23 protein-coding genes are annotated in these 23,947 nt (G+C 45.5%); 10 read left to right on the forward strand and 13 right to left on the reverse strand.

Translation table 11 applies throughout. The annotated features are described in order from the left end of the window. The first annotated feature begins 12 nt into the window (after positions 1–12). Positions 13–894, forward strand: a complete 882-nt coding sequence (locus DXD78_RS04415; protein WP_005825995.1) for a DUF3078 domain-containing protein — start codon at positions 13–15, stop codon at positions 892–894. A 145-nt stretch (positions 895–1,039) separates the two neighbouring features. Here the strand turns inward: DXD78_RS04415 and DXD78_RS04420 are convergent, their stop codons facing one another. Beyond that, positions 1,040–2,551 (reverse strand): GH3 auxin-responsive promoter family protein, encoded by a 1,512-nt coding sequence (locus DXD78_RS04420; protein WP_005833815.1) that lies wholly within the window; start codon positions 2,549–2,551, stop codon positions 1,040–1,042. Positions 2,552–2,673: 122 nt separating this feature from the next. Between DXD78_RS04420 and DXD78_RS04425 the strand changes: the two genes are divergently transcribed. Then, positions 2,674–3,684 carry an ATP-dependent 6-phosphofructokinase gene (locus tag DXD78_RS04425; RefSeq protein WP_005833813.1) on the forward strand — a complete coding sequence of 337 codons (1,011 nt, stop codon included), beginning with the start codon at positions 2,674–2,676 and terminating at the stop codon, positions 3,682–3,684. Here DXD78_RS04425 and rnc read toward each other — a convergent pair. Genes rnc through DXD78_RS04440 form a run of 3 tightly spaced genes read right to left on the reverse strand, consistent with a single transcriptional unit; the run spans position 3,643 to position 6,052 of the window. Beyond that, positions 3,643–4,521 carry a ribonuclease III gene (gene rnc / locus DXD78_RS04430; protein WP_172679983.1) on the reverse strand — a complete coding sequence of 293 codons (879 nt, stop codon included), beginning with the start codon at positions 4,519–4,521 and terminating at the stop codon, positions 3,643–3,645. The two genes, DXD78_RS04425 and rnc, sit on opposite strands and share 42 nt — an antisense overlap. A gap of 7 nt (positions 4,522–4,528) precedes the next feature. Continuing rightward, positions 4,529–5,794, reverse strand: a complete 1,266-nt coding sequence (gene fabF / locus DXD78_RS04435) for a beta-ketoacyl-ACP synthase II (protein WP_005825984.1) — start codon at positions 5,792–5,794, stop codon at positions 4,529–4,531. Positions 5,795–5,815: 21 nt separating this feature from the next. Next, on the reverse strand, positions 5,816–6,052 hold the full coding sequence (locus DXD78_RS04440; protein ID WP_004291965.1) for an acyl carrier protein: 237 nt from the start codon (positions 6,050–6,052) through the stop codon (positions 5,816–5,818). 149 nt (positions 6,053–6,201) lie between these two features. On the opposite strand from DXD78_RS04440, the gene purN reads away from it, so the two are divergent. Further along, on the forward strand, positions 6,202–6,789 hold the full coding sequence (gene purN, locus DXD78_RS04445) for a phosphoribosylglycinamide formyltransferase (RefSeq protein WP_034529165.1): 588 nt from the start codon (positions 6,202–6,204) through the stop codon (positions 6,787–6,789). Here the strand turns inward: purN and DXD78_RS04450 are convergent. The 3 genes from DXD78_RS04450 to DXD78_RS04460 all read right to left on the reverse strand — a co-directional run bounded on the left by DXD78_RS04450 (position 6,780) and on the right by DXD78_RS04460 (position 10,055). Then, positions 6,780–8,633: a sulfatase-like hydrolase/transferase gene (locus DXD78_RS04450; protein WP_008662067.1), complete on the reverse strand. Its 1,854-nt coding sequence runs from the start codon at positions 8,631–8,633 to the stop codon at positions 6,780–6,782. The two genes, purN and DXD78_RS04450, sit on opposite strands and share 10 nt — an antisense overlap. A gap of 116 nt (positions 8,634–8,749) precedes the next feature. Continuing rightward, complete coding sequence (gene pdxB / locus DXD78_RS04455) at positions 8,750–9,793, reverse strand: 4-phosphoerythronate dehydrogenase PdxB (protein WP_005825977.1); 1,044 nt, start codon at positions 9,791–9,793, stop codon at positions 8,750–8,752. 46 nt (positions 9,794–9,839) lie between these two features. Continuing rightward, on the reverse strand, positions 9,840–10,055 hold the full coding sequence (locus DXD78_RS04460; RefSeq protein WP_044467390.1) for a hypothetical protein: 216 nt from the start codon (positions 10,053–10,055) through the stop codon (positions 9,840–9,842). 367 nt (positions 10,056–10,422) lie between these two features. Between DXD78_RS04460 and DXD78_RS04470 the strand changes: the two genes are divergently transcribed. Genes DXD78_RS04470 through DXD78_RS04485 form a run of 4 tightly spaced genes read left to right on the forward strand, consistent with a single transcriptional unit; the run spans position 10,423 to position 14,182 of the window. Further along, entirely contained in the window at positions 10,423–11,568 is a 1,146-nt protein-coding gene (locus tag DXD78_RS04470; RefSeq protein ID WP_009037402.1) for a glycosyltransferase family 1 protein, read from the forward strand. 3 nt (positions 11,569–11,571) lie between these two features. Beyond that, positions 11,572–12,609 (forward strand): histidinol-phosphate transaminase, encoded by a 1,038-nt coding sequence (locus tag DXD78_RS04475; RefSeq protein ID WP_009037401.1) that lies wholly within the window; start codon positions 11,572–11,574, stop codon positions 12,607–12,609. Then, a complete protein-coding gene (locus tag DXD78_RS04480) occupies positions 12,606–13,337 on the forward strand; it encodes an NTP transferase domain-containing protein (RefSeq protein WP_005825963.1) in 732 nt (243 codons plus the stop codon). Before DXD78_RS04475 ends, DXD78_RS04480 begins: the two co-directional genes overlap by 4 nt. A 17-nt stretch (positions 13,338–13,354) precedes the next feature. Next, a complete protein-coding gene (locus DXD78_RS04485) occupies positions 13,355–14,182 on the forward strand; it encodes a phosphorylcholine transferase LicD (protein WP_005825961.1) in 828 nt (275 codons plus the stop codon). Between the two features lie 21 nt (positions 14,183–14,203). Here the strand turns inward: DXD78_RS04485 and DXD78_RS04490 are convergent, their stop codons facing one another. Beyond that, on the reverse strand, positions 14,204–15,121 hold the full coding sequence (locus DXD78_RS04490; RefSeq protein WP_005825959.1) for a glycosyltransferase family 2 protein: 918 nt from the start codon (positions 15,119–15,121) through the stop codon (positions 14,204–14,206). 308 nt (positions 15,122–15,429) lie between these two features. Between DXD78_RS04490 and DXD78_RS04495 the strand changes: the two genes are divergently transcribed. Continuing rightward, complete coding sequence (locus DXD78_RS04495) at positions 15,430–16,428, forward strand: glycosyltransferase family 9 protein (RefSeq protein WP_009037400.1); 999 nt, start codon at positions 15,430–15,432, stop codon at positions 16,426–16,428. On the opposite strand, the gene hldE is transcribed toward DXD78_RS04495, so the two are convergent. The 5 genes from hldE to DXD78_RS04520 all read right to left on the reverse strand — a co-directional run bounded on the left by hldE (position 16,409) and on the right by DXD78_RS04520 (position 21,582). Next, positions 16,409–17,839 carry a bifunctional D-glycero-beta-D-manno-heptose-7-phosphate kinase/D-glycero-beta-D-manno-heptose 1-phosphate adenylyltransferase HldE gene (hldE, locus tag DXD78_RS04500; RefSeq protein ID WP_008662058.1) on the reverse strand — a complete coding sequence of 477 codons (1,431 nt, stop codon included), beginning with the start codon at positions 17,837–17,839 and terminating at the stop codon, positions 16,409–16,411. The genes DXD78_RS04495 and hldE overlap by 20 nt on opposite strands. Further along, a complete protein-coding gene (locus tag DXD78_RS04505; protein ID WP_008662057.1) occupies positions 17,836–18,324 on the reverse strand; it encodes a D-glycero-beta-D-manno-heptose 1,7-bisphosphate 7-phosphatase in 489 nt (162 codons plus the stop codon). Before DXD78_RS04505 ends, hldE begins: the two co-directional genes overlap by 4 nt. Further along, entirely contained in the window at positions 18,317–18,898 is a 582-nt protein-coding gene (gene gmhA, locus DXD78_RS04510) for a D-sedoheptulose 7-phosphate isomerase (protein ID WP_009037399.1), read from the reverse strand. Before gmhA ends, DXD78_RS04505 begins: the two co-directional genes overlap by 8 nt. Positions 18,899–18,934: 36 nt before the next feature. Further along, positions 18,935–19,684 carry a lipopolysaccharide kinase InaA family protein gene (locus DXD78_RS04515; RefSeq protein ID WP_009037398.1) on the reverse strand — a complete coding sequence of 250 codons (750 nt, stop codon included), beginning with the start codon at positions 19,682–19,684 and terminating at the stop codon, positions 18,935–18,937. An 83-nt stretch (positions 19,685–19,767) separates the two neighbouring features. Then, a complete protein-coding gene (locus DXD78_RS04520; protein WP_009037397.1) occupies positions 19,768–21,582 on the reverse strand; it encodes an LTA synthase family protein in 1,815 nt (604 codons plus the stop codon). A 261-nt stretch (positions 21,583–21,843) separates the two neighbouring features. On the opposite strand from DXD78_RS04520, the gene DXD78_RS04525 reads away from it, so the two are divergent. Further along, positions 21,844–22,908, forward strand: coding sequence for a CDP-glycerol glycerophosphotransferase family protein (locus tag DXD78_RS04525; protein ID WP_009037396.1), 1,065 nt, complete (start codon positions 21,844–21,846; stop codon positions 22,906–22,908). 12 nt (positions 22,909–22,920) lie between these two features. Continuing rightward, positions 22,921–23,931, forward strand: a complete 1,011-nt coding sequence (locus tag DXD78_RS04530) for a glycosyltransferase (RefSeq protein WP_009037395.1) — start codon at positions 22,921–22,923, stop codon at positions 23,929–23,931. The last annotated feature ends 16 nt before the right edge of the window (positions 23,932–23,947 follow it).

A 23,947-nucleotide genomic window follows, 5' to 3' on the forward strand; every position in this document is an offset into this window, starting at 1 on the left:
ACGAACTGTAATATGAAAAGGATATATATTGTAATGTTGTTTGCTGCTTTAGCAACCATAACTTATGCTCAGACGGATGATAAAGGTTATCAGGAGGGAGCTTGGGTATTGAAAGGAGTGACTGGTCTTAATATGTCACAGACTGCCATGGCCAACTGGTCGGCAGGAGGTGAGAATTCCATTGCTGGAAATGCCTACTTGAATGCATCACTGACACACAAGAAAGGAAACTGGCTCTGGGTCACCAACATGGTGCTGGACTATGGCTTGTCGAAAACCAAATCTCAGGGGATGAGGAAAAGTAGTGATAAAATAGGGCTTTCCACTCAGTTGGGATATTCTACAGACAACGTCTGGTTCTATACACTGATGGGTGATTTGAATACCCAGTTTGCCAAAGGATATGACTATCCCGACAAAGAGCACCAGATTTCCAATTTCTTTGCTCCTGCCTATTCGAATATCGCCCTGGGTATGGAATGGAGGCCTAAGAGTAACTATTCTCTACTGCTTTCACCCGTTTCCACCAAGATGACTTTCGTGACTGATGACTATCTTTCCGATTTGGGCGCTTTTGGTGTAGACCCGGGTGACCACTTCAAGATAGAGGGTGGCGCTTTTGTGAAAGCCCGTGCTGAATTGCCCGTGATGGAGAATGTGAATCTGATTACTACGGCTGATTTCTTTACTCCTTACAGCAAAGATTTTGGAAACATAGATGTGAATTGGGATGTACTTATCAGCATGAAAATCAATAAAGTATTGTCGGCTACCATCAATACAACTCTGAAGTATGACAATGATGTGAAAACGTTTGATGACAATGGAGTGAAGAAGGGTGCCAAGGTGCAGTTTAAGGAAGTGCTGGGAATTGGGCTGGCATATAATTTCTAATCCTTGAGGCTGATTGTTGAAATGAAAAAGTAAAGTCAAAACGTACTGACTGATTTGTAAAACGCGGATTACGCAGATTACATGGATTTATTAATTTATCCGCGTAATTTGCGTAATCCGCGCTTGATTTTTATGATATAGTAATTTACCGGTTCAGTTCCAGCATTTCCTCTATATACTCCCTCGTGTTGCTGAGCCGGGGCACCTTATGCTGTCCGCCGAGTTTCCCCTTGCTATCCAGCCAGTCATGGAAGAGGTTGGGACGGGCGACGATGATTTCCAGCGGTTGCAGCGCCAGGTTATTCTGCCTTTTAGCTTCATAGTCGGAGTTCACCTCTTTCAGGGTGTCGTCCAATACTTTGGCGAACTTCTCCAGGCTGTCCGGCATTTGTGCAAACTCTATCAGCCACTGGTGGCGGCATTTGGCATGCTTGTCCATAAACACGGGAGCAGCAGAGTAATCTACTACTTGTGCACCGGTCTCGGCACATGCCCTGGCAAGTCCTCTTTCCGCGTTATCCACAATCAGTTCTTCGCCGAACGCGTTGATAAAGTGCTTGGTACGTCCGGTGATGACGAACTTATAGGGGTTCTTCGATGTGAACTTCACCGTATCTCCAATCATATATCGCCACAAACCGGCAGAAGTGGAGATTACCATGGCGTAGTTTTTGTTCAGCTCCACCTCCTCGAGGCAGAAGGTACGCGGATTCTCCTTGCCTACATCTTCAAGCGGGATGAACTCGTAGAAGATACCGTAGTCAATCATCAGCAACATGGCAGGGTCGGCAGGGTCGTTCTGCGTGCCGAAGTAGCCTTCGGAGGCGTTATAAGTCTCTACATAATGCATCTTGCTGCTGCGGATCACGTCTTTGTATTGCTCTCGGTAGGGAGTGAAGGCAACGCCGCCGTGGAAGAACACCTCCAGGTTGGGCCATATCTCCTCAAGGCTCTGCTTTCCCGTCTTTTCCAATATATGTTTGATGAGTACAAGCATCCAGGACGGTACGCCGGAAAGGTTGCTGACATTTGCATGGATGGTTTCGCGGGCGATGGCCTCCATTTTGGGCTCGAAGTGCTCCATCAGGGCCGTCTGCTTGCTGGGTACGCGGACAAAGTTTACCAGTGGGTTGATATTTTCTATGAGGATGGCGGAGAGGTCGCCTACAAGACTGTGGTTGGTGTTCAGGTTGGGAGCGTGGCTGCCTCCAAGGATAAGCCCTTTACCGGAAAAGAAACGACTTTCGGGATTCTGTCCCAGATAGATGGCAACGGCATCCCGGCCTCCCTTGTAATGCGTGTCGTGCAAGGACTCCCGGCTGACGGGCAGGAATTTACTCTTGTCGTTGGTGGTACCCGATGATTTGGCAAACCAACGTATTTCCGAAGGCCAAAGCAGATTTTGCTCACCGGCACGCAGGCGGGTTACATAAGGTTTTACTTCTTCGTAAGTTTGTATGGGAAGGCGCTTCTTGAAATCTTCATAAGTACGGATAGAGGCATAGTCATGCTTCTTTCCCCATTCCGTGTTTGCCGCTGTCCGGACGAGGCGCTGCAGTACAAGCTGTTGCAATTCACCGGCATGGCTGGTGTATTGTTCGATTTCTTTCAGACGGGGAGCAAAATATACCTTATTCAGAAACTTTGTAATATTCATCGTTCTTTGTGAAATCTTATTTTAAACCGCAAAAATAATCTTATTTATCGGCATCTCTATCTTTTTTCTCTTTTTTTTCTATCTTTACGGACCTATAGAACAATAATTCAAACAAAAATATCATGAGAATAGGTATTTTGACTTCAGGAGGCGACTGTCCCGGCATCAACGCTACCATTCGCGGTGTATGTAAAACAGCTATCAACCATTATGGAATGGAAGTAATTGGCATTCACAGCGGTTTTCAGGGGCTGCTGACCAAGGATGTGGAGTCGTTTACCGAAAAATCCTTATCCGGTTTGCTGAACTTGGGAGGTACGATGCTCGGTACTTCGCGCGAGAAGCCCTTTAAGAAGAACGGCGTGATGTCCGGCGTGGACAAACCGGCACTGATAGCGCGGAATATCGAAGAGATGGGGCTTGATTGTGTAGTCTGTATCGGCGGGAACGGTACGCAGAAGACAGCCGCCAAACTCTCTGCTATGGGGCTGAACATTGTGTCTGTACCTAAAACCATAGACAACGATATTTGGGGAACTGATTTCTCCTTCGGATTCGATTCTGCCGTCAGCATTGCTACGGATGCCATCGACCGGTTGCACAGCACGGCCAGCTCGCACAAACGGGTGATGGTGATTGAGGTGATGGGGCACAAGGCAGGTTGGATAGCCTTATACTCCGGTATGGCAGGCGGTGGTGACGTGATTCTGATTCCGGAGATTCCCTATAATATCCACCGTATCGGAGAAACGATTCTGAATCGGCTGAAGAAAGGAAAGCCTTACTCCATCGTGGTGGTAGCCGAAGGTATACAGACGGACGGGCGGAAGCGTGCCGCCGAGTATATCGCTCAGGAGATAGAGTATGAGACGGGTATCGAGACCCGTGAGACTGTGTTGGGTTATATTCAGCGGGGCGGCTCACCCACACCTTTTGACCGTAACCTTTCCACACGTATGGGCGGACATGCCACGGAACTGATTGCCAACGGGCAGTTCGGGCGGATGATTACCTTGAAGGGGAATGAAATAGCTTCTGCACCGCTGGAGGAGATTGCGGGCAAGTTGAAGCTGGTGACGGAAGACAATGACTTAGTTGTCCAGGGACGTCGGATGGGAATCTGTTTCGGCTAATTTTTCTTGTGGGGATTCTTCAACAGCTTCTGCCATGGGATTTTCTTCTGTGGAGGTTTCTGTTGCATGGTTTCGCTCCTTGGCTGCCTGGACTTCCTCCTTGAAAGCGGCATCCTTAATTTTTTTCAATGCCATCTGTGCCGCATTTTGTTGCGACTCCTTCTTGGAATAACCGGTGCCGGTACCTGCCGATATCCCTTCGATGCGGACTTCGGTGTGGAACATCGGATTGTATTCTTCGTCGAGAAACTGCTCGATAAGCTCGAATGACACCTCCATTTTGTTCTTCTGGCTCCATTCGATGAGTTTTGACTTGAAGTTGACCTCTTTGCGAGACATCTTGTCGAGGTCGATATAGTTTTTGAAAATCTTCTCTTCCATGAACTGCTTGCAGCGGTCGTAGCCCTGGTCCAGATAAATGGCGCCGATGAAGGCTTCGAATGCATTGCCGTACATGTAGCTGTTGTGGGATGAGGAGCGGGTGGAGTATTTCACCAGTTTGTCCAGTCCGATTTCCACGGCCAGTTTGTTGAGTGTTTCCCGCTGTACAATTTTGGAACGGGTATTGGTAAGGAAACCTTCGCGGCGTCCTTCGAAATGGCGGTAGACAATATCTCCTACAATGGCGTCGAGGATAGCATCGCCCAAGAATTCCAGCCGTTCGTTGTTGATGGGACGTCCTTTTTCGGAGCGCATGGAGATGGATTTATGCAGCAAAGCCTGCTGATAGACCTTGATGTCACGTGGAAAGAAGCCGAGAATTCTGTAAAAACAAAAATAAGACTCTCTATCCTTGCGGAACAAGAGCCTTATTTTATCTATTTGGTTACGTAACACGACCTTATTATTCTGCGTATTTCTTGAAAATGACACACGCATTATGACCACCGAATCCAAAAGTATTGGACAAAGCTACGTTCACTTCGCGCTTTTGTGCTTTGTTGAACGTGAAGTTCAGGTCATAGTCGATGTTTTCGTCGTTATCACCCTCTTCGTGGTTGATGGTCGGAGGAACAATGCCATTCTTGATGGCGAGGATGCTTGCAATGGATTCTACCGCACCGGCAGCGCCCAGCAAGTGGCCGGTCATGGATTTTGTCGAACTGATGTTCAACTCATACGCATGCTGTCCGAATACCTCTTTGATTGCTTTTGCTTCCGAAATATCACCTACGGGAGTAGATGTACCGTGAACATTGATATAATCTACTTCTTCGGGTTTCATTTCTGCATCTTCCAACGCATTCAGCATCACTAACTTGGCTCCCAAACCTTCGGGGTGAGAGGCTGTCAAGTGATGAGCGTCGGCAGACATTCCTACGCCGGCAACTTCCGCATAGATTTTGGCACCGCGTGCCTTGGCGTGTTCCAGTTCCTCGAGAACGAGACAACCGCCACCTTCACCCATGATGAATCCGTCACGGCTTGCGCTGAACGGACGGGATGCAGTTTCGGGAGAATCATTGCGGGTTGACAATGCATGCATGGCATTGAAACCACCTACACCGCAAGCGGCGATGGCAGCTTCCGAACCACCGGACACGATAACATTTGCCTTACCCAAACGGATGAGGTTAAACGCATCGGCAATAGCATTTGTGGAAGTGGCACATGCAGAACAAGTTGCGTAGTTGGGACCATGGAAACCATACATGATGGAAATTTGTCCGGCAGCAATGTCCGAAATCATCTTGGGGATGAAGAACGGATTGAATTTGGGGCCGTTTTCCTTACCGGTCAGGGCATAGTTGCCCGCCTCTTCTTCGAATGTACGGATGCCACCGATACCGGCGCCGAAGATGACACCGATTCTGTTTAAATCCTCATTTTCGACGTCAAGCCCAGAGTCACCTACCGCTTCTTTGGCTACTGCAATGGCATATTGTGTGTACAAGTCCATCTTGCGGGCCTCTTTGCGGTCTATATATTTGGTAGCATCGAAGCCTTTTACTTCGCATGCAAACTGAGTCTTGAAAAGCGATGCATCGAAATGAGTAATAGGTCCTGCTCCACTAACCCCATTCACAAGATTTTCCCAGAATTCGGGAACACTGTTGCCAATGGGAGTAATGGCGCCGAGACCTGTTACTACAACTCTTTTTAATTCCATGTTATAAACGAATGGATAAGATTACTTAGCGTGTTCTTCGATGTAAGATACAGCATCACCTACAGTACCAATCTTTTCAGCCTGGTCATCGGGAATAGAGATACCGAATTCCTTTTCGAATTCCATGATAAGTTCTACAGTGTCAAGAGAATCAGCTCCCAGGTCGTTAGTGAAGCTAGCTTCGTTAGTAACTTCTGATTCTTCTACGCCTAATTTATCGACGATAATCGCTTTCACTCTTGATGCAATTTCAGACATAACTTTAAGTTTTTAATTAATAATTAGTTTTATTTCTTTAATTTTGCGGTGCAAAGGAATGAATATTTATCGTTCCTCGCAAATATTTGATGAATTAAATGCACCTTTTTGCACATTTTTCACGGTTTTGTGCAGTAATAGGAGGGATTATGGGAAAAAATATCGCAGTTTTAGCGTCGGGAAGTGGTACGAATGCCGAGAATATCATCCGTTATTTCCGGGAAAAAGGTTCGGCACGTGTGGCTCTGGTTTTGACTAACCGGCAGAATGCGTTTGTTTTAGAGCGTGCCAAGGGGCTGGGAGTGCCTTGTGCATGGTTTGCCAAGAGCGATTGGGAAAGTGGAGAGCTTGTTTTGTCGACGCTTCGAGAGCATGATATTGATTTTGTGGTATTGGCAGGATTCCTGGCACGTGTGCCGGACAATATTCTGCATGCTTATCCCAATAAAATGATAAATATACATCCTTCGTTGCTGCCCAAGTTCGGTGGAAAGGGAATGTACGGCGACCGTGTGCACGAGGCAGTGATTGCTTCCGGCGAAAAGGAAAGCGGTATTACCATCCATTATACGAATGAGCATTATGACGAAGGCGGCATTATCTGCCAGCAGAAATGCCCCGTATTGCCGGGCGATACGCCGGAGGAGCTGGCGCAACGCATCCACCGGCTGGAGTATGAATACTATCCGAAGGTGATAGAGGAGTTGGTGGAAGGCCTCTCTCCCAGTTATTTATAGAATCGGTTAAGGGAGAGGATGGCCTCGTTCAGCTTACGGTTGTCTATCTTGTAGTTTTCCAGGGGATTCAATGCACTGTCGCTGATCTCTATATATCCGGAAGGGTGTTTTTCCAGAATAGTATGATTTTCTACGATAAAGGCATAATTGAGATTGTCGCCCACGATATGCCAGTTCCGTGGACAAGTATCGGTTATTAAATGCCCCATACTGTAATCGGAAGGCGGATTGGTTACACCCAGCACTTTATTCATTAGGGTTGGTGCAAAATCATAGTGCGTGGTACGGTGATGGTAGGTATGTGGCTGTTCTCCCGGTTCATATAATAGGAAGGGGATATGTGTTTGTACCGGTGAATAATTACTGCCGTGTCCCCAATAATTTTTATGATTCTCATTGAATTCTTGTCCATGGTCTCCGGTAATGATGACCAGGGTATTGTCCAGCAGTTTCTTTTCCTCAAGTTTGTGGAGGACGCATCCCACCAGTGAGTCGGCTTCCGCCACGCAGTTGTAGTAGAGGTTCAGGAAAGGAGTAGGGTCTATGTCGTTGTTCAGTTTCATATAGTCGGCGAACTCCCAGGACGGTTGGAAACGATAAAGCTTGTCCTTCGGCACTTCATATCCGTGTGCCAAATCATAGAAGAGAAAGGAAAAGAAAGGTTTTGTACCGCTGCCCAGCGTATCGAGTGCTTGCAGATAATCTGCTGTAATACGGCAGTCGCGGTCATAAACGGTTTTTCCTTCGGTATGGGTACGCAAGTCGGGTACCTTTGAGAAAAGTATTTTGGCAAATGGCGGGTTGACGATTGTAGCACTGGGATAAATACCTATCTGATAATTCTGCTTCAATAGTTCTTCTATGAGCAGGGGCTGTATGCCCGATACCTCAAAATCAGTCCAGTAGATGGATGAGAGACTGAAGAAAAGCCCGAAGATACTTCCACGTGTGCCATTGCTGCTGCTTAGATGGGAGGTGAATCTGCTGCAACTGTCGGCAAAGTGGCTGATATGAGGTGTAATGTCCTGGTTAAAGGCGCGGTAGTTCCATGAGTCTATGGCTATCAGCACTACATTCTTGGGGTTGGAATGGACTTCGTATTTCAAAGAATCTATCGGATAGTTGAGGTCAGCAGACTGCTTTTTGTTGTTGAAGTTCATTTTAATGACATCCTTGGATGAGACCACTCCTAACTTCATCATCAGGCGGGTTGCCGTAAGCGGGAAGTAATAGGGCAGGCAGGGGGCGCTGCGAATCACTGAAGTCTTTTGCGCTACGGCGGCATAGGCATGATAAAAGTTAGAGAATAGTGCAAACAAAATCAGAGTGGCAAGTATAGGACGGAAGCCACAGCGGTGAAAGCGGGTATAACAATGGCCTGCAAGTATTCTTAGCAAAGTATTGGCGGCAAATATACCCACTAATACTCCTGCAATCTTCAGATAAAGCCAGAAGCTGAATGTGAAAATCTCACTGTTGCCCTCTCCAACCAGGAGATTCAGTACAAAACCATTGATATGGAACTTGTAAAGACTGTACACACTGCCGTCTATGTAAGCAAGTATATTGAGTAATGATACAAGAATAATGTGTGTGATGGCGGCGGCTTGATGGCGCCGGACGGTAATGGCTACGATTAAGGATATGATGTAAGGAATAAGTGCCCACAAGGCGGCATGTGAGCAAGCGGCCGTTATATAAAACATCCAGCCTCCCACGTCCATCATGGCGAGCCGGGGACTGTGAATCAGATAAAACAGAAATTGTATGGCAATCGTCAGAGTTGAAATTGCATAAAAAATAAATCCTTCACTGAGTGATTTCTCTAACTGTATTTTTTGCATTGATATTGTAATGTTTTGCCTATAGTTTCCTCTGATTCGGCATTGATAGTAAAGGCGTGAGGAGCTTATATAGTGACGTCTTTTGTATTATCGGGCTGTATCTCTAAATGTATGTGCTACTTTGGGATATAAGTGTAAGCATCTTTTTCTCTTCGTAGCGGGTAGTCTCCCCGCAATTTTTCAAATTGTTCGGGATGTGTTTTCAGTGTTTCGCTGTCCCTTCTCGGGTCATACATTTGCAGATATGCTTCTGCCAGGCTGTCGGCGGTAATAATCGGGTTCCGGGGTTGGGGGGGAGCGATGCGGTAGTCGGCTTTGATGTGAAAGAAACGGCAAAGGGCATCCAGGGACATACGGGTGGCATTGGCTTTTCCGTCGGCTGAATAACCGGCTATATGGGGAGTTCCAAGGAACACTCTATTTAATAAGGTAAGATTGATATCAGGCTCGTTCTCCCATACATCAATGATGGCATCGGAAATCAGTCCGTCTTCTAAGGCATTCAGGAGCGCATTGGTTTCAATCACCTCTCCACGTGAGGTATTGATAATGACGGGACAGCGTTTTAATGACCGGAAGAAAGTATGGTCTGCCAAATGGAATGTTTTGTATGGCCCTTCCTTATATAAAGGTACGTGGAAGGTGAGGATATCACATTCTGCTGCGAGTGCTTGCAAGGAACTGAAATCTCTCTCTCCTTCCTTGTCTTGCCGGGGCAGGTCATTCTTCAGGACACGCATGCCTAGTTCTTGCCCTACTTGGGCTATTTTGCTACCCACATTGCCTACGCCGATGATGCCTAATGTCAATTCGGACAGTTGTACTCCTTTGAGTTGTTGCAATAATAGTAAGGCTGATTGCACGTATTGAGCTACGGATGCTGAATTGCATCCGGGGGCATTGGTCCAAGCGATGCCTGCTTCACGGCAATATTCCGTATCTATATGGTCGAAGCCTATGGTGGCGGTAGCAATGAAGCGGACTTTACTGCCTTCCAGCAATTCCTTGTTGCAGCGGGTGCGGGTACGTATAATCAGTGCATCGGCATCTTTTACCAACTCCGGAGTGAAGTCTCTGCCGGGAGTATAAATCACGCTGTCGGCTATTTTTTCGATGGCTTCTTTAATGAAAGGTATTTTGTTGTCAACAATGACTCTCATAATGCTGCTGTTCTTTTCGACGATTTTCCATCGTGCGAAGATACGACTAATCCGTCAAAGTGGCTAAGTAATGCCCGGAAAATAATTTGACTCTTTCCGTTTTTAAGTTTGCATTTCTGCCCTCACCGCTCTCACTCTTTTCTTCAACTTCCCTATTCATCGGCATTGCAGGGGTGGGTGAGAGCAATCGAAAAGGGTGAGGGTAAATTTTGCTCTCACCCGTGTTTTCTTCCGTTCCGCATCCTTCTTTCTTCTGTTGCATCCTTTTCATTCTTTCGTTTTACTTTTGGATTCTTCAGCAGCCCACGTTAGTGAGCCGTGATGTTCACTTGAGTGAACTAAACAGCTCACTAGTGTGGTTGAATTGGTTCATAACAGTGGGCCGATGATGAATAAAGTAGTTTTCGGGAAGGAGATAAGGTGTTTGAAGGATAAAACAATGGGCCAGTACGGATTGAACAATGGGGATGTGCCCGATTCCGTACTTGGTTTTTGTAACAGACAGCAAGTGATTGCTCATCTCTATCTTATGTTTTATAGGTGAATTTGTGTTTTTGTCAAAAAAGGAAAGCGAAATAGACTGCTATATGAGGATTATCTTGTACATTTGCAGCTGAAACTTTTTAGAGATGAGAATAGGATACGACGGAAAACGGGCTGTGCAGAATTTTACGGGATTGGGCAATTACAGCCGGTATGTGGTGCAGTCATTGTCAGCCTTTGCTCCGGAAAACGAGTATTGGCTGTATGCTCCGGTACACCGTGAAAATCAGCAACTCTCGTCGATGGTGGCCGAAAGCCGGGGAACGGTATCGGTACATTATCCGTCTCATTGGCTCTGGAGAGGAATGACTTCGTTGTGGCGTGTGGGAGGCATACGCAGGACTTTGAAACGGGACAACATACAGCTGTTCCACGGACTGAGTAACGAACTTCCCCTGACCATCCATCGGGTACGGGAAGTAAAGAGTGTGGTGACTGTTCACGACCTTATTTTCCTGAGACTTTCACATTGTTTTTCGTTGGTCGACCGCTTGATTTATAACTACAAATGCCGCTATGCATGCAAGCATGCAGACCACATCATTGCCGTGAGTGAGTGTACCAAGCGTGACATCATACATTATTATGGAATTCCTGCGGATAAAATTTCCGTTATTTACCAAGGGTGTAGTTCTCTGTATGCCTGCCGTATCGGTAAGGATAAGCGCAAGGAGGTGATGCGGAGTTATCGGTTGCCCGAACGCTATATCTTGTCGGTGGGCACCATTGAGGAGCGTAAAAATGCGCTGGCCATTGTGAAGGCTTTGGAGTATCTGCCCGATGAACTGCATTTTGTTCTGGTAGGGAGACCCACAGCCTATATCCATCAGCTGAAAGAGTTTATGACAAAAGCCGGATTGCAAGGCAGAGTACATTTTCTGCATGGTATCCCTTCGGACGATTTACCTGCCATTTATCAGTCGGCCGAGACTTTTGTATACCCATCCGTTTACGAAGGTTTTGGCATCCCTATTCTTGAGGCTTTGCATTCCGGCATTCCGGTGGTAGCAGCAACCGGCTCTTGTCTTGAAGAAGCGGGGGGGGAGCATTCATTGTATGTGCGTCCCCATGATGTGGAGGGATTGGCGGCAGCGATTGCCCGTACACAAGAGCCTTCTTTGCGTGCCACCATGATTGAGGAGGGGCTGAAGTGGGCACAGCGTTTCACGGAGGAGCAGATGGCGCGTGAGACGATGGAGTGTTATCGGAAAGTATTAACAAAAGAAACCTAAGATATGAATTATTTGGACCGCAATGAGTTTAACTACGCACCTTCGCAAGAGGTGGTGGAGGCTCTGAAGAATTTTGATATAAACAAACTCTGTTTCTATACCCGTATCTACGACGAAGGCAAGAAGAGCATTCTGTCCGTTTATCTGTCCGAGACTTACGGAATCGATGAGCCGCAGGTGCTGTTGGGTTATGGTGGAGAAGATATATTGAAACAAGCAGTCCACTATTTCCTGACCCAAGAGGATGGGAACAAGACGATGCTCATTCCTAAATTCTCGTGGTGGTACTATAAATCCATTGCTGATGAAGTGGACGGGCATACGTTGCAGTATCCATTGTATGAGGATGGCAATACCTTTAAATATGATTTCGCTGCCATGAAAGAGATGGTACAGCGTGAGAATCCCAAGGTCTTATTAATCGCTTCGCCCAATAATCCCACCGGTAACGGTCTGACCCCTGCAGAATTGGACGCTTTGTTGGCTGAGTTGCCCGTAACAACCATCGTTTTGGTGGACGAAGCCTATGCCTCTTTCGTATCTACTGATACGGACTATATTAAGATGCTGGTTGATAAATATCCCAACCTGATTATTTCACGCACGCTTTCCAAGTTCTACGGATTGCCCGGATTGCGCATGGGTTTTGGGTTTATGAGTAAGGAGTTGGCCAGCTTTGGCAAATACAGCAACAAATATCTGGGTTATAACCGTATCTCTGAGGATATTGCTATTGCCGCACTGAAATCGGATGCGCATTACCGGAATATAGCACGGCTGATGAATGAGAGTCGCGCCTGCTTTGAAGCGGAGATAGGGACGTTGCCTGGTTTCAAGGTATATGAGTCGGTGGCGAACTTTGTCCTTATAAAATATCCGATTGTCTTGAAAGAACGCTTACAGAAAGCTTTTGCCGACGAGGATTATAAGGTGAAGTTCATGAATGAACCAGACATCAATACCCATTTGCGTATTACCTTGGGGCGTCCTGAACAGAACCGTATTGTCATTGACACCATTAAAAAAATTGCATTACAATGAAAGCGGTTATATTGGCTGCAGGGATAGCTTCGCGTTTGCGTCCGTTGACTGATACCACTCCAAAATGTCTGTTGAAAGTTGGAGAGCGTTGTTTGCTGCAAAGAGCCTTTGATGCATTGCTGCAGAATGGCTTTCGGGAGTTTGTCATTGTCACCGGTTATAGACAGCAGCAGATTGTGAACTTTCTGGAAGCTCATTATCCGGCATTGGAGGTTACGTTTATCTATAATGAGAAATATGCTTCTACCAATAATATCTACTCTTTATGGCTTACACGGCCTTATGTAGATAAAGAGGACATTCTGTTGCTGGACAGCGATATCCTTTTTGACCCGCAGATTGTAGCCAAGTTGCTTGGATATGGTCAAGCGGATGCGTTGGCTCTGAACCATCATACATTGGGGGAAGAGGAAATCAAGGTAATAGCGGACAATGATGGCAAGGTGTTGGAAATCAGTAAGACGTGCTCCATATCCCGAGCTATTGGCGAGTCTATTGGCATCGAGAAGATGTCTGCCGCTTATACAGAAGCGCTTTTCCGGGAATTGGAGGTTATGATTACCAAAGAAGGTTTGGATAATATCTTCTATGAACGTGCTTTTGAGCGTCTCATACCACAAGGACACTCTTTCTATGCGCTTGACACTACCGAATATTTTTCTGTGGAGCTTGATACGGTGAATGACTTTGAACAAGCACAGCGGTTGATTCCTTCACAACTTTATTAATTAATGGGCTGATTTTTATGGCAGATTATGATATACGTCCTTTGCAGCTTCGTATTTTGAAGATATTGCTTGCTGTGGATAAAGTTTGTAAAGAACATGGTTTGCGCTATTATATAATGGCCGGTACTATGCTTGGTGCAGTCCGTCATAAGGGATTTATCCCTTGGGACGATGATTTGGATATCGGTATGCCGAGGGCTGATTATGATTTGTTGATGTCTCATTCCAAGGAGTGGCTTCCCCAGCCTTATGAGGCTGTCTGCGCAGAAAATGATCCGAATTATCCATTACCTTTTGCCAAGATACAAGATGCGGATACGACTCTTATCGAGCGTATGCATTTGAAATACTTGGGAGGTATCTACTTGGACGTATTTCCATTGGACGGTGTACCGCAAAGCAACCTGAAACAGAGGATTCATTTTGCTCGGTATGAATTTTACAAGCGGGTGCTCTATTTTATCTACCGCGACCCTTATAAACATGGAAAAGGTCCCGGCTCATGGTTGCCGCTGCTGTGCCGGAGACTTTTTACTACTGCCGGCGTACAGAGGAGTATCAGAAATGTGATGACCACCTATGACTTTGACAAGTCTTCTTTAGTCTGTGATTATGACGACGGTATGCGCGGTATTATGCCCAAGGCAGAGCTGGGAGCTCCGACTCCCGTTTCGTTTGAGGGCGAAACAGTGTGGGGAGTACAAGATTATGACGCCTATCTGACCCGAAAATATGGAGACTACATGGTTATACCGAAACAAAGCGGGCAGAGACAGCATAATTTCCACTATTTGGATTTGGATAAGCCCTATTCTTCACAAGAAAGTTCCAATTCTATTTTATAATTTTGCTCTTTTAGGGAAATGTTAGACAAATGTTTTTTTCCAAAATTTCCATAAGGGACCGAAATCTTTGGTTAATAAATAAAATATGGCTTTTAGGCGGCCGCGTATTAGGCTTATTTTGAATCTATTTCCTGTTTTGAAAGTTCCTATCTTTTGGGATTTGAAATCTTTTCCTTTGTAAGTGAAAACTTTGCGGAATGTGGATGAAGTCATGCCCCATTTTAATAGAAATTGCATTTGACCACAATTCTTGCGTATGCGGGTAGTTGATTTTGTTTCAAAATGATAGATGCGACTGGCTTGTAGCCCTTTCATGAATCTGACTCCACACATATATAATTTTGCGGTGAAATCTGGGTCGCTGTACATTCCGGGTGAGTATTCTATACTATAACCGCCTACTAAATCCCAAATGTCCCGGTGTACGATATTGGGAGGAATGGTAGCTCCCATCCAGTCGTTTATTTTGTAGTTCATGTATTCTTTCAGTAATTTATCTTCTTGAAAAGTTTCGATACTGTCTCCATAATTGGCTAAGATGGTTGATGCGCTTTGTGTATGTGGTTGTATTGATGTAGCTGAAAGAAAGAAATAATTGTCAGACAGTTTTTCTATTTCGTCATAGAGAACCTTGTCCCAAAAAGGGAGTACATACATATCATCATTCAAAAATAGAATATAATCAGTTTTGACTTTAGTGCGCATCATATTCATAGCAAAACATACTCCGATATTCTGCTCAGAATGTGTGTAATCAATACCTGCTTTTTTTATCCACTCTAAGGTTCCGTCACTTCCATCGTTTACGTGTACAATGATTTGGTGATTGTAGTAAGAGTTTCTTTGGATACTTTGTATGCATAGTTTTAGGAAAGCAAGGTTATTCCATGTAGGTATAACGATTGAAAATAATCTGTTTTGAGATTTTATAGCTGTCATCTTTTGCTAATTGAGAAAATAAGTACAAAGATATTTATATAAATGGAGTTTTTGATTATAATTACTTGAAAACATTTATATTTTATAATATGCAAAAACAATATTGGTGTGAAATATACTGTTTTATGAGTGATATATAATACCTCTAGATTTCTTGTAGACAATAGTTTGGACTTGGATTGAATTTTTATGTTTGTGTTTTGTGTAGGCTGATGTTCTATATTGTATGATTAGCCTATATCGCTATTTGCGAAACTTGAATTAAGTTATTACTTTTGTGCCGAATCAGCAATTCTAATAAATTTGTTATGACCAAATTCTTAATTATCCGTTTCAGTTCGATAGGGGATATTATCCAGTGTATGGGAATTATCGGTGGAATACGTGAACGGTTTGCAGATGTGGAAATTCATTGGATTACCCGGAAAGATATGGTGGGGCCCTTGTCGATGGATGGCAGGATTGATAAAATCTGGGCGTTTGACAAGGAGACCGGACTTGCCGGGTTGTTGAAAATGGCGGCTGATTTGAGAAAAGAGCATTTCGACTACATTTATGACGCTCATAGTAATATCCGTTCCAACATATTGAAGCTGATAGTGTCTCCATTGCCTTTTGTGAAACCTTACGTTGCTTTGCGGAGCAAAGAGAGAGGCAAACGCTTTTTGTTGTTTAAACTGGGAATCAATCATTTCGACAAGCCTTTCAGGGGGATGGTGTCTTTTCAGAAACCATTGAAGAAATGGGGAATTACGCATTTTCCGGACAACTATCACGACTGGCATTTCCCGGATGAAATACGTAGCAAGTATGAGAACTTTGTAACCAAAGATATGATTACGCTGGTGCCGTCTGCCAACTGGGAAATGAAACGCTGGCCCGTTTCCTATTGGAAAGAATTGGTTGCCCTTCTTCCTGAGTATAAATTTGTTATTCTGGCTGGTCCGAAGGATACTTTCTGTGAGGAAATCAGAAGTGCTGCACCGGAACGGGTAGTTAACCTTGCGGGACAAACCTCATTGATGGAATCTTCTTACATAGTGTTGCGTTCCAATCTGGTAATCAGCGCTGATACGGGTTTTATGCATGCCGCTGATTTGTTCCGTGTTCCTGCTTTTGCCTTGATGGGACCTACGGCCTTCGGTTTCCCTACGGGACCTACGGTGGAAATACTCGAAACAGCCCTGCCTTGCCGTCCGTGCACCAAAGACGGACGGGGTAAATGCAGGCTAGCTGTTTATCAGAAGTGTATGGTGGATATTACCCCCCAACAAGTCGCTGAAAAGATTATTGCTTCTCTTGGTTGATGGCGCCTATCGTCTTTGTAGTGGAATAACCGTCTACGAAGGGGATAGTTACTGTTTCTTGGGCGTACTCCCTGCCTACAATGTTTTCTATGGCATAGTCGCCACCTTTTACCAACACGTCCGGCGCTACTGTCCTGATGAGGTTCAGCGGGGTGTCTTCCGTAAAAATCACTACGTAGTCCACTGCTTCCAAGGCTGCCAGGACTGTGGAGCGGGCGCTTTCATCATTGATGGGGCGCGATTCCCCTTTCAAACGTTTTACTGAGCTGTCCGAATTCAATCCTACGATAAGTACGTCCCCCAGTCTTTTGGCCTTTTCCAGATAGCACACGTGTCCTTTGTGCAGAATGTCGAAGCAGCCGTTTGTGAATATGATTTTGCGCTCCTGCGCACGCAGTTGTTTTATAGTATCTGCAAGTTGGGGAATAGGAATAAGTTTGCTGGCCGGTTTCCCGATTTGTAGCTCGTCCTGCAACTCTTTGAACAGAATGGGGCTGGTGCCTATTTTCCCGACTACAATGCCGGCCGCTTTATTGGCAAGATAAATGGCATCTGCAATAGGGATACCGGCTGCCAGCGCAGCTGCTAAAGTTGCCACGACAGTATCGCCTGCACCTGAAACGTCATATACTTCCCTCGCTTCGGTAGGAATGTCCTGCGAGGCATCGGGAGCTATGTATGACATGCCTTTTTCGGAACGTGTCACTAATAGAGAAGTAAGGTTATACTCCTTCAGTATCCGGTCTGCTGCGCTATGGATTTCTTTATCCTCATTTCTCACATCCACTCCCGAAACAGCCGAAAGCTCTTTCAGGTTGGGGGTGATGATGGTTGCGGAACGGTATTTCTCCCAATTTGTCCCTTTGGGGTCTATAATGACCTTCTTCCCTTGCCCGGCAGAGGCGGATATAACCTGCTGGCATACTGTATCATTGCATACTCCCTTGCCATAATCCGAAATCACGACAATGTCCACTTCGGGGAGTGCACGCTTCACGGCATCCAGCAGTTTCTGCTCAGTCTCTTCGTTCAGGCATTCATTTTCTGTTTCAAAGTCCAGCCGTACTACTTGCTGGCTGTTGCCTATTACGCGGGTTTTGGTGATGGTTGGGTGTTCTGTATGAAACAGTTCGTTTCTGATACCCAAATCAGCGAACATCTCCTGCATTGTGTTTCCGTTGTGGTCGTTGCCAAGCAGGCTGACGACATACGGCGAGCAACCCAGTCCCAACAGATTTCTTGCAACATTGGCCGCTCCTCCCAATACATTGTAGGTACGGGTGACACGGACCACTGGTACGGGGGCTTCGGGAGAAATCCTTTTCACGTCCCCTATGTGGTAAGTATCCAGCATCACGTCTCCGATGACAAGCACCTTCTTTCCCTTTATACTGTTTAATTCTGCGTTCATAATAGGTTGTTTTTTAATTGGTTTGCCCAGTATATAAGCGGATGTTCCTCTGTGACCCGGAAAGACTTGACACCGCTTCGTTCGCCGCATTCCGTATCCGACTTCTTGTCTCCGAACATATAGGATTGGGACGGGTCGATGTCATACTTCTTCATCGCTTCCGTCACCATGAAAGGAGAAGGCTTACGGCATTCGCAATGTTCTTCCGGAGCGTGAGGGCAAGTATAGAAATCGTTCAGTATAACTCCATGTTTTTCCAGCTCTTGGGCGAGTGCCCGGTTGAACTGTTCGGCGTCCTCCAGTGTAAAGTAGCCACGTCCAATACCGGATTGGTTCGTGATGACAATCAGCAGATAACCCAATTCCTGAAAAATGCGGAGTGCTTCGGCTACACCGGGCAATAATTCAAGCTCTTGGGTCTTGTAAACGTAGCCGAAATCAACATTGATGGTACCGTCCCGATCAAGGAAAATCGCTTTATTCATGGGAGAACAGTTTATTGTCAACGATGCCGCACAAGATATGTCCGATGGTAATGTGCACTTCTTGAATCCTGGCAGATTCGGCGTGCTGTATAATCAACGGGTAATTGCAAAGTTCCTTGCACCTTCCTCCATCCCTTCCCAGGAGCCCTATGGTGGTGATGCCCATAGATTGTGCCTTCTGCAAGGCATGCTCTACGTTGGGAGAGTTGCCGCTGGTAGAAAGGCCTATCAGAATATCACCTTTCGTTCCCAAGGCTGCCGTCTGCCGTTCGAAAACGCGTTCGAAGCCATAATCATTGCTGACTGCGGTCAGGATGGAAGTGTCGGTTGTCATGGCGATGGCGGGCAGGCCTTCCCGTTCGGTCACGAAACGTCCGACGAGTTCGGCAGCGATATGCTGGGCATCGGCTGCACTGCCGCCGTTACCGCAAAGCAAGACTTTGTGCCCTTGTCGAAGGGCTTGTACTATCAGATTGCCGACAGTTTCGATGTCGGCAAGCATTTGCCGGTTGTTCAGGATATTTTCTTTGAGCCTGATACCTTCTTGGATGGACTGGGTGATATAATCTTGCATAATTTTCTAATCTCGTTGGTACAAAGATACGACATTTCAGAAATGAAGCTTGCTTTTGACGAAATTTTTAAATTGTCTTTGCTTTCTCCATTTCAGTCTGCTGAAGAGAGTGAAGAATATGCATTCTTCAATATCGAATCCTCTTTGCTCGGCATATAGAGGTATTATTTTCATGAAGTCATCGGCGGGAATACCCAGTTGGCTGAAGGCATTCATGGACATTCTGATACCGGGTACTTTACCGAGCTTCAGGCGGTTGATGTCAATGAGGGCGAAGTGATATTTGCCGTCTGTCTTCCGGTAAAATATATTCTTGGGATTATAGTCCAGTGGCAAGACCTTGTTCAGATGTAATTGGAGAGTGAAGTCTACGAGGTCATGTCTTAGCCGTTTTTTCTCTTCTTCCTCCATTTCCGTACCGAACATATCCGTAACAAGCGGGTAGGGGAGGTATTCGGAAATAAAGTATCCGGTGTGGAAGAAACCATTCTTTTTGATTTCTATATAAGCTACCGGAGGGGCGGTCTCTATTCCCCGTTGCAGAAAAAGTTCTGCATATTCAAAGGCGCGCTGCGCTTTGCTTTTGCGGAACCAAGTGTAAATGAGGCAGTTTATGAGGGCAGGTCTTTTGTATTTCTTGATTACGAAGTCCTTGTCTCCGAACCGCACTCTTTCGACTGTGTTCCTTCGGTTACAATAAACCTCTTCCCGTTCATATTCTTCCGATGGGATGGCTCGGATATAACTCTCGTAGGCGGCATAGTGCGGATGAATATGTACCTTCATTGCTTTTATTTACATTTTACTTCTTTTGAACGGTGCAAAGATAGTGCAAACCGAAAGCAGAACAAAATGAACTTGTTCATTTTTTATTTTGAGGTGCCGCCTATCTTCGCTTTTGAGCAAAGATAATCAAAATGTATCATCTGGTCGGAAATATCGTATGCTTTTTTAGCGAACTCGGCTTCTGCCGGGGTGGGCTCTTCACCTACCACCTCCATTTGGGGGCTGATGGCGAATCCTTTCTTGCATGGGTCGAGGATGCTTTGGCCCAATCCGCTCCAGTAGTAATCATCCAGTTGGAGCAGGTTCAGTAAGGTGGGGTACATATCGATTTGTCCCATCACTTTATCATAACGCATGCCTACCGGAGAGTTTACTATGATGAAAGGGGTGAATGTCTTGTCGGATACGATACCCTTGCCACCGGGGGCGTTACACAATTCTTCACGGTAGGTAGCCAGTCCTTCGTGGTCACCGGTGATGACGATAAGGGTCTCGTCGTATTGTGGGAGTGTTTTCAGGTACTCCACGAATTTTCCTATCGCCTTGTCCGTATAGCGTGCAGTGGTCATGTAGTCATTCATTTTCTGTGGAATGGCCGGAGAGAAATGAATCTCTTTCAATTCTTCAGGCAATTTGAAGGGAGCATGGCCGGAGTAGGTCACCAGCTGCATGTAAACATTCTCCCCCTTCTTCCAGATTTCCCCCTTCTCTATTTTTTGGCGGCATTGCGCCAGGAAGGAGCCGTCTCCGGTACGTTTGTGCGTGCCAAAGGCTTCTGTCAGTTCAAAGTCATGATAAGCAATGATGGTGTCGGTCCCGAAACTGTAGGCTATGACGCCTTGGTTCCAGGTCGATACTTTATCGATGGTCAGGAGGTAGTTGCGCGAGTTCTTCTGCTGATGCATGGCTTTTTGCAGGGTTCCGTAGGTGTGGTCTGGATATTGGCTGCTGTATGTGCCGCTGTTGATAGGCAGCATACCGGCGCAAAGCAACAGCTGTGCATCAATGGAGCGCCCTCCTTTCACTTGCGTCAGTACGTGGGGGGCGTATAGGGTGGTGGAGTCTTGCAGCAGTTTGTTGAGATATGGGGTAATCTCTTGCCCTTCCACTTCCCTTTCGAGTACCCAGCTTTCCAAAGATTCTGCCAGGATGACGATGCAGTTGTTGCGGATTCCGATACGTCCGGCCAAAGGGTGATGTCCGGGTTTCTGGCTCAGCCACTCCTTTATCTCTTGCTGTATCTGTGGGGTGGCCTCCTGCTTCTGGTTGATGAGGTCATAGTATAGGCTTCCGAAGACAGTATACATGGAAGTGGTGCTTGCACACAGATAGGCTTTCTGGCGGACGGTGTTGTATGCTTCCTTGAATCCTCCTTTGGCCAGGGTGGTGATGGCAAACAGCAGGATACCGATTCCCAAAGCTCCTCCGTAATACTTGTATGATGTTCTTCCGGCGGTATTTCTTTTGTAATGCCAATAAAGGGGGATACTGGCAATGGTAGATAGAGGGAAGAAGATGTCGTACCAGCGGAAGGAGTCGTAAACGCTTCCGGTGAAATCGGCGAGGTTTCCAGAAAGTCCATAGCTGTTAAGTGGGATGGCAGTATAGTAGGTGCGGAAATACATCAAGTTGACAATCAGCAGTATATCCAGCAAAAGCATGATGACTATCTCTGTTTTCCAGAGCCGGAAGAACTTATAGGGGACGAGAAGTACGAGGGTGGCTATTATTTTGGTTGCATAAAATTCGATGGTAGAGAATGAAGCGAATGTGGTGGGTATGCTCCAGATGAAATCGAATAGCAGGAATTTGAAAAAAACGGTGATTCCGAACAAAAGAGTCACTTTATCTGTTGCCCCTTGTTGGCTGTTGGAGCAATGAAAAAGATTTCTTCTCATAAAATAGTATTTTTAAAATATTGGGGTGCAAAGATAGATATTTTAGAGAAGAAAAAGCTTCATAAACAGCAACTTTTGGAGAAAAGTTGATAAAAGTCATTTTTTTTTCTGGATTGATGCAGTATATGCAGAATTCTTGTATTTACTTTGCAGACGTTTAAAGCAAAGAAAGCAAAACTGTTACAAACTAAGGGCTGGATTTTATTGTTCTATTGGTAATTTGAGGTGACGATTGTGTCGTTGCCGTGATATTTTGAGTGTATGAAGAAGCATTATTTATTTTTCGTTTCGGTAGCCTATTCCTATCCTATACTTCGCCCGCTTCAGGACGAAATCAAGCGTAGAGGAGACGATGTTGCATGGTTTATCGAGCCAGACTGCCCGGTTCTGTTGGATCAAGATGAGAGGTGGCTTCAATCTGTTCAGGAAGTGATGGATTATCAGCCTATTGCCGTGTTTGCGCCGGGCAACTATATTTATGATTTCTTCCCGGGAGTGAAAGTTTCCCTTTTTCATGGCTACCCCATCAATAAGCGTGGCGATGAAAAGGACGACCATTTTTCTGTCCGCGGATGGTTCGATGTCTATTGCACGCAAGGAGAAACGAGTACTCTTCCTTTCAAGGAACTTGAGAGGAAATACGGCTTCTTCAAGGTATACGAAACGGGCTGGTGCAAGGCGGATACTTTCGTGAAAGAACGTGCGCACACTCCTCATAATGCACGTCCGGTAGTCTTGTACTCTTCTACATTTACAAAGAATATAACTTCCGCCCCTCATCTGTTTGATACCATCAAGAGACTGGTGCACGAGAAGGATTGGGATTGGATTATTTCGTTCCATCCGAAATTCTCGGATATGGAAGTCCTCAAGAAATACAAGGAACTGGCTGCATCCTGTCCCAACATTACTTTCCACGAGAGCGGACTTGTCGATGCCAAGCTGCTGAACAGTGCGGATGTGCTGTTGTCCGATGCTTCGTCTGTGATTGTTGAGGCAATGATGTTGGACAAACCGGTTGTGACCTATTGCAACACCATGCCGGGAGCTCATTTGCTGAATGTCACTGACACGGATGCTGTAGAGGGAGCGATAGAAAAGGCGATTTCCCGTCCGGCGGAACTGATGGAACGGATGCGTGCTTATGTGCACAAGCATGAAGCCCATCTGGACGGTGAGTCCTCTTCACGGGTACTGGATGCCGTAAACAACTACATCTGGTATTTTCAAGGTAAGACCAGAACCAAGCCCTGGAATCTGGTACGTAAGTTTAAATTGCGATGGCGGGTGGGTTATCCGTTGATGGCCACTTTGCGGTTATGGTAACTGTTGCGGCTTATGAAGAACACTGAAGCATTACCTCTTATAAGTATTATTGTACCGGTCTATAATGTAAAGGATTATCTGGAGAAATGCCTGCAATCCATTTGCGTGCAGACTTATAAGAATCTGGAAATAATATTGATTGACGACGGCTCTTCCGATGGTTCGGGAGAGCTTTGTGATTTATTTGCCCAAAGGGATGGACGGATAAAGGTTATCCACCAGACGAATGCAGGTCAGAGTGCAGCCAGGAATAGAGGTTTGGCGGTAGCTCAAGGTGAATTCCTTGGTTTCGTGGATAGCGATGACTGGATTGAGCCGGATATGTACGAATTCTTGTATCACTTACTGAAAGCGAATGGGGCGGATATATCCATTTGCTCGCATTATATAGAAACTGCCGTAAAGACCAGAGTGAAGCACTCTTCTGGGCAATTCTCCAGCTTTTCTCGTGAAGAAGCTATCCGAACATTGGTAGAAGATAAGCGTATAAGAAATTATATGTGGGATAAGTTGTATAAGCGTCAATTATTTGCTGGAATATATTTTCCGGTAAATAGAGTTTTTGAAGATATTGCAGTTTCTTATCAGATATTTTATAAAACGCAGAAAGTCGTTATGCAAGACTGTCCTAAATATCATTATTTGAAACGTGAAGGAAGTACTACTCAAGGTAAATTGTACAATTACGAAAAGGAATATCTGCTCTTTCAAACTGTCTATGAACAAGTGAAATTTGTGCGAGAAAAAGAAATATGGGATAAAGCTCCTTATTGTGTACATGAACGGGGAATTCATTTGATTGACCATTTGATGATGCTTCCTCAATCTTCTTTGATAGATGATGTTATCAATGATGTATTAGCCAGAATGCAGGAGTTTGATAATGTGTCGTGGCCGCAATTGGGTGTTATGCATATATTTAAGCGCCGTATGATGTATTGTCATCTAAAGGTTTATAGATGTATTTACCGTTTAGTGAGGACATTCTTCAAATCTAAACGGTATAAATTCCAAACATTATAACTTTAATTGAATCTCA

The sequence above is a fragment of the Bacteroides sp. D20 genome, from assembly GCF_003436255.1.
Taxonomy (GTDB): domain Bacteria; phylum Bacteroidota; class Bacteroidia; order Bacteroidales; family Bacteroidaceae; genus Bacteroides; species Bacteroides uniformis.

Coding starts and splice junctions, on each gene's coding strand:
- DXD78_RS04415 (WP_005825995.1), top strand. CDS start 13: ATGAAAAGGATATATATTGTAATGTTGTTTGCTGCTTTAGCAACCATA.
- DXD78_RS04420 (WP_005833815.1), bottom strand. CDS start 2,551: ATGAATATTACAAAGTTTCTGAATAAGGTATATTTTGCTCCCCGTCTG.
- DXD78_RS04425 (WP_005833813.1), top strand. CDS start 2,674: ATGAGAATAGGTATTTTGACTTCAGGAGGCGACTGTCCCGGCATCAAC.
- fabF (WP_005825984.1), bottom strand. CDS start 5,794: ATGGAATTAAAAAGAGTTGTAGTAACAGGTCTCGGCGCCATTACTCCC.
- DXD78_RS04440 (WP_004291965.1), bottom strand. CDS start 6,052: ATGTCTGAAATTGCATCAAGAGTGAAAGCGATTATCGTCGATAAATTA.
- purN (WP_034529165.1), top strand. CDS start 6,202: ATGGGAAAAAATATCGCAGTTTTAGCGTCGGGAAGTGGTACGAATGCC.
- DXD78_RS04450 (WP_008662067.1), bottom strand. CDS start 8,633: ATGCAAAAAATACAGTTAGAGAAATCACTCAGTGAAGGATTTATTTTT.
- pdxB (WP_005825977.1), bottom strand. CDS start 9,793: ATGAGAGTCATTGTTGACAACAAAATACCTTTCATTAAAGAAGCCATC.
- DXD78_RS04460 (WP_044467390.1), bottom strand. CDS start 10,055: ATGCAACAGAAGAAAGAAGGATGCGGAACGGAAGAAAACACGGGTGAG.
- DXD78_RS04470 (WP_009037402.1), top strand. CDS start 10,423: ATGAGAATAGGATACGACGGAAAACGGGCTGTGCAGAATTTTACGGGA.
- DXD78_RS04475 (WP_009037401.1), top strand. CDS start 11,572: ATGAATTATTTGGACCGCAATGAGTTTAACTACGCACCTTCGCAAGAG.
- DXD78_RS04480 (WP_005825963.1), top strand. CDS start 12,606: ATGAAAGCGGTTATATTGGCTGCAGGGATAGCTTCGCGTTTGCGTCCG.
- DXD78_RS04485 (WP_005825961.1), top strand. CDS start 13,355: ATGGCAGATTATGATATACGTCCTTTGCAGCTTCGTATTTTGAAGATA.
- DXD78_RS04490 (WP_005825959.1), bottom strand. CDS start 15,121: ATGACAGCTATAAAATCTCAAAACAGATTATTTTCAATCGTTATACCT.
- DXD78_RS04495 (WP_009037400.1), top strand. CDS start 15,430: ATGACCAAATTCTTAATTATCCGTTTCAGTTCGATAGGGGATATTATC.
- hldE (WP_008662058.1), bottom strand. CDS start 17,839: ATGAACGCAGAATTAAACAGTATAAAGGGAAAGAAGGTGCTTGTCATC.
- DXD78_RS04505 (WP_008662057.1), bottom strand. CDS start 18,324: ATGAATAAAGCGATTTTCCTTGATCGGGACGGTACCATCAATGTTGAT.
- gmhA (WP_009037399.1), bottom strand. CDS start 18,898: ATGCAAGATTATATCACCCAGTCCATCCAAGAAGGTATCAGGCTCAAA.
- DXD78_RS04515 (WP_009037398.1), bottom strand. CDS start 19,684: ATGAAGGTACATATTCATCCGCACTATGCCGCCTACGAGAGTTATATC.
- DXD78_RS04520 (WP_009037397.1), bottom strand. CDS start 21,582: ATGAGAAGAAATCTTTTTCATTGCTCCAACAGCCAACAAGGGGCAACA.
- DXD78_RS04525 (WP_009037396.1), top strand. CDS start 21,844: ATGAAGAAGCATTATTTATTTTTCGTTTCGGTAGCCTATTCCTATCCT.
- DXD78_RS04530 (WP_009037395.1), top strand. CDS start 22,921: ATGAAGAACACTGAAGCATTACCTCTTATAAGTATTATTGTACCGGTC.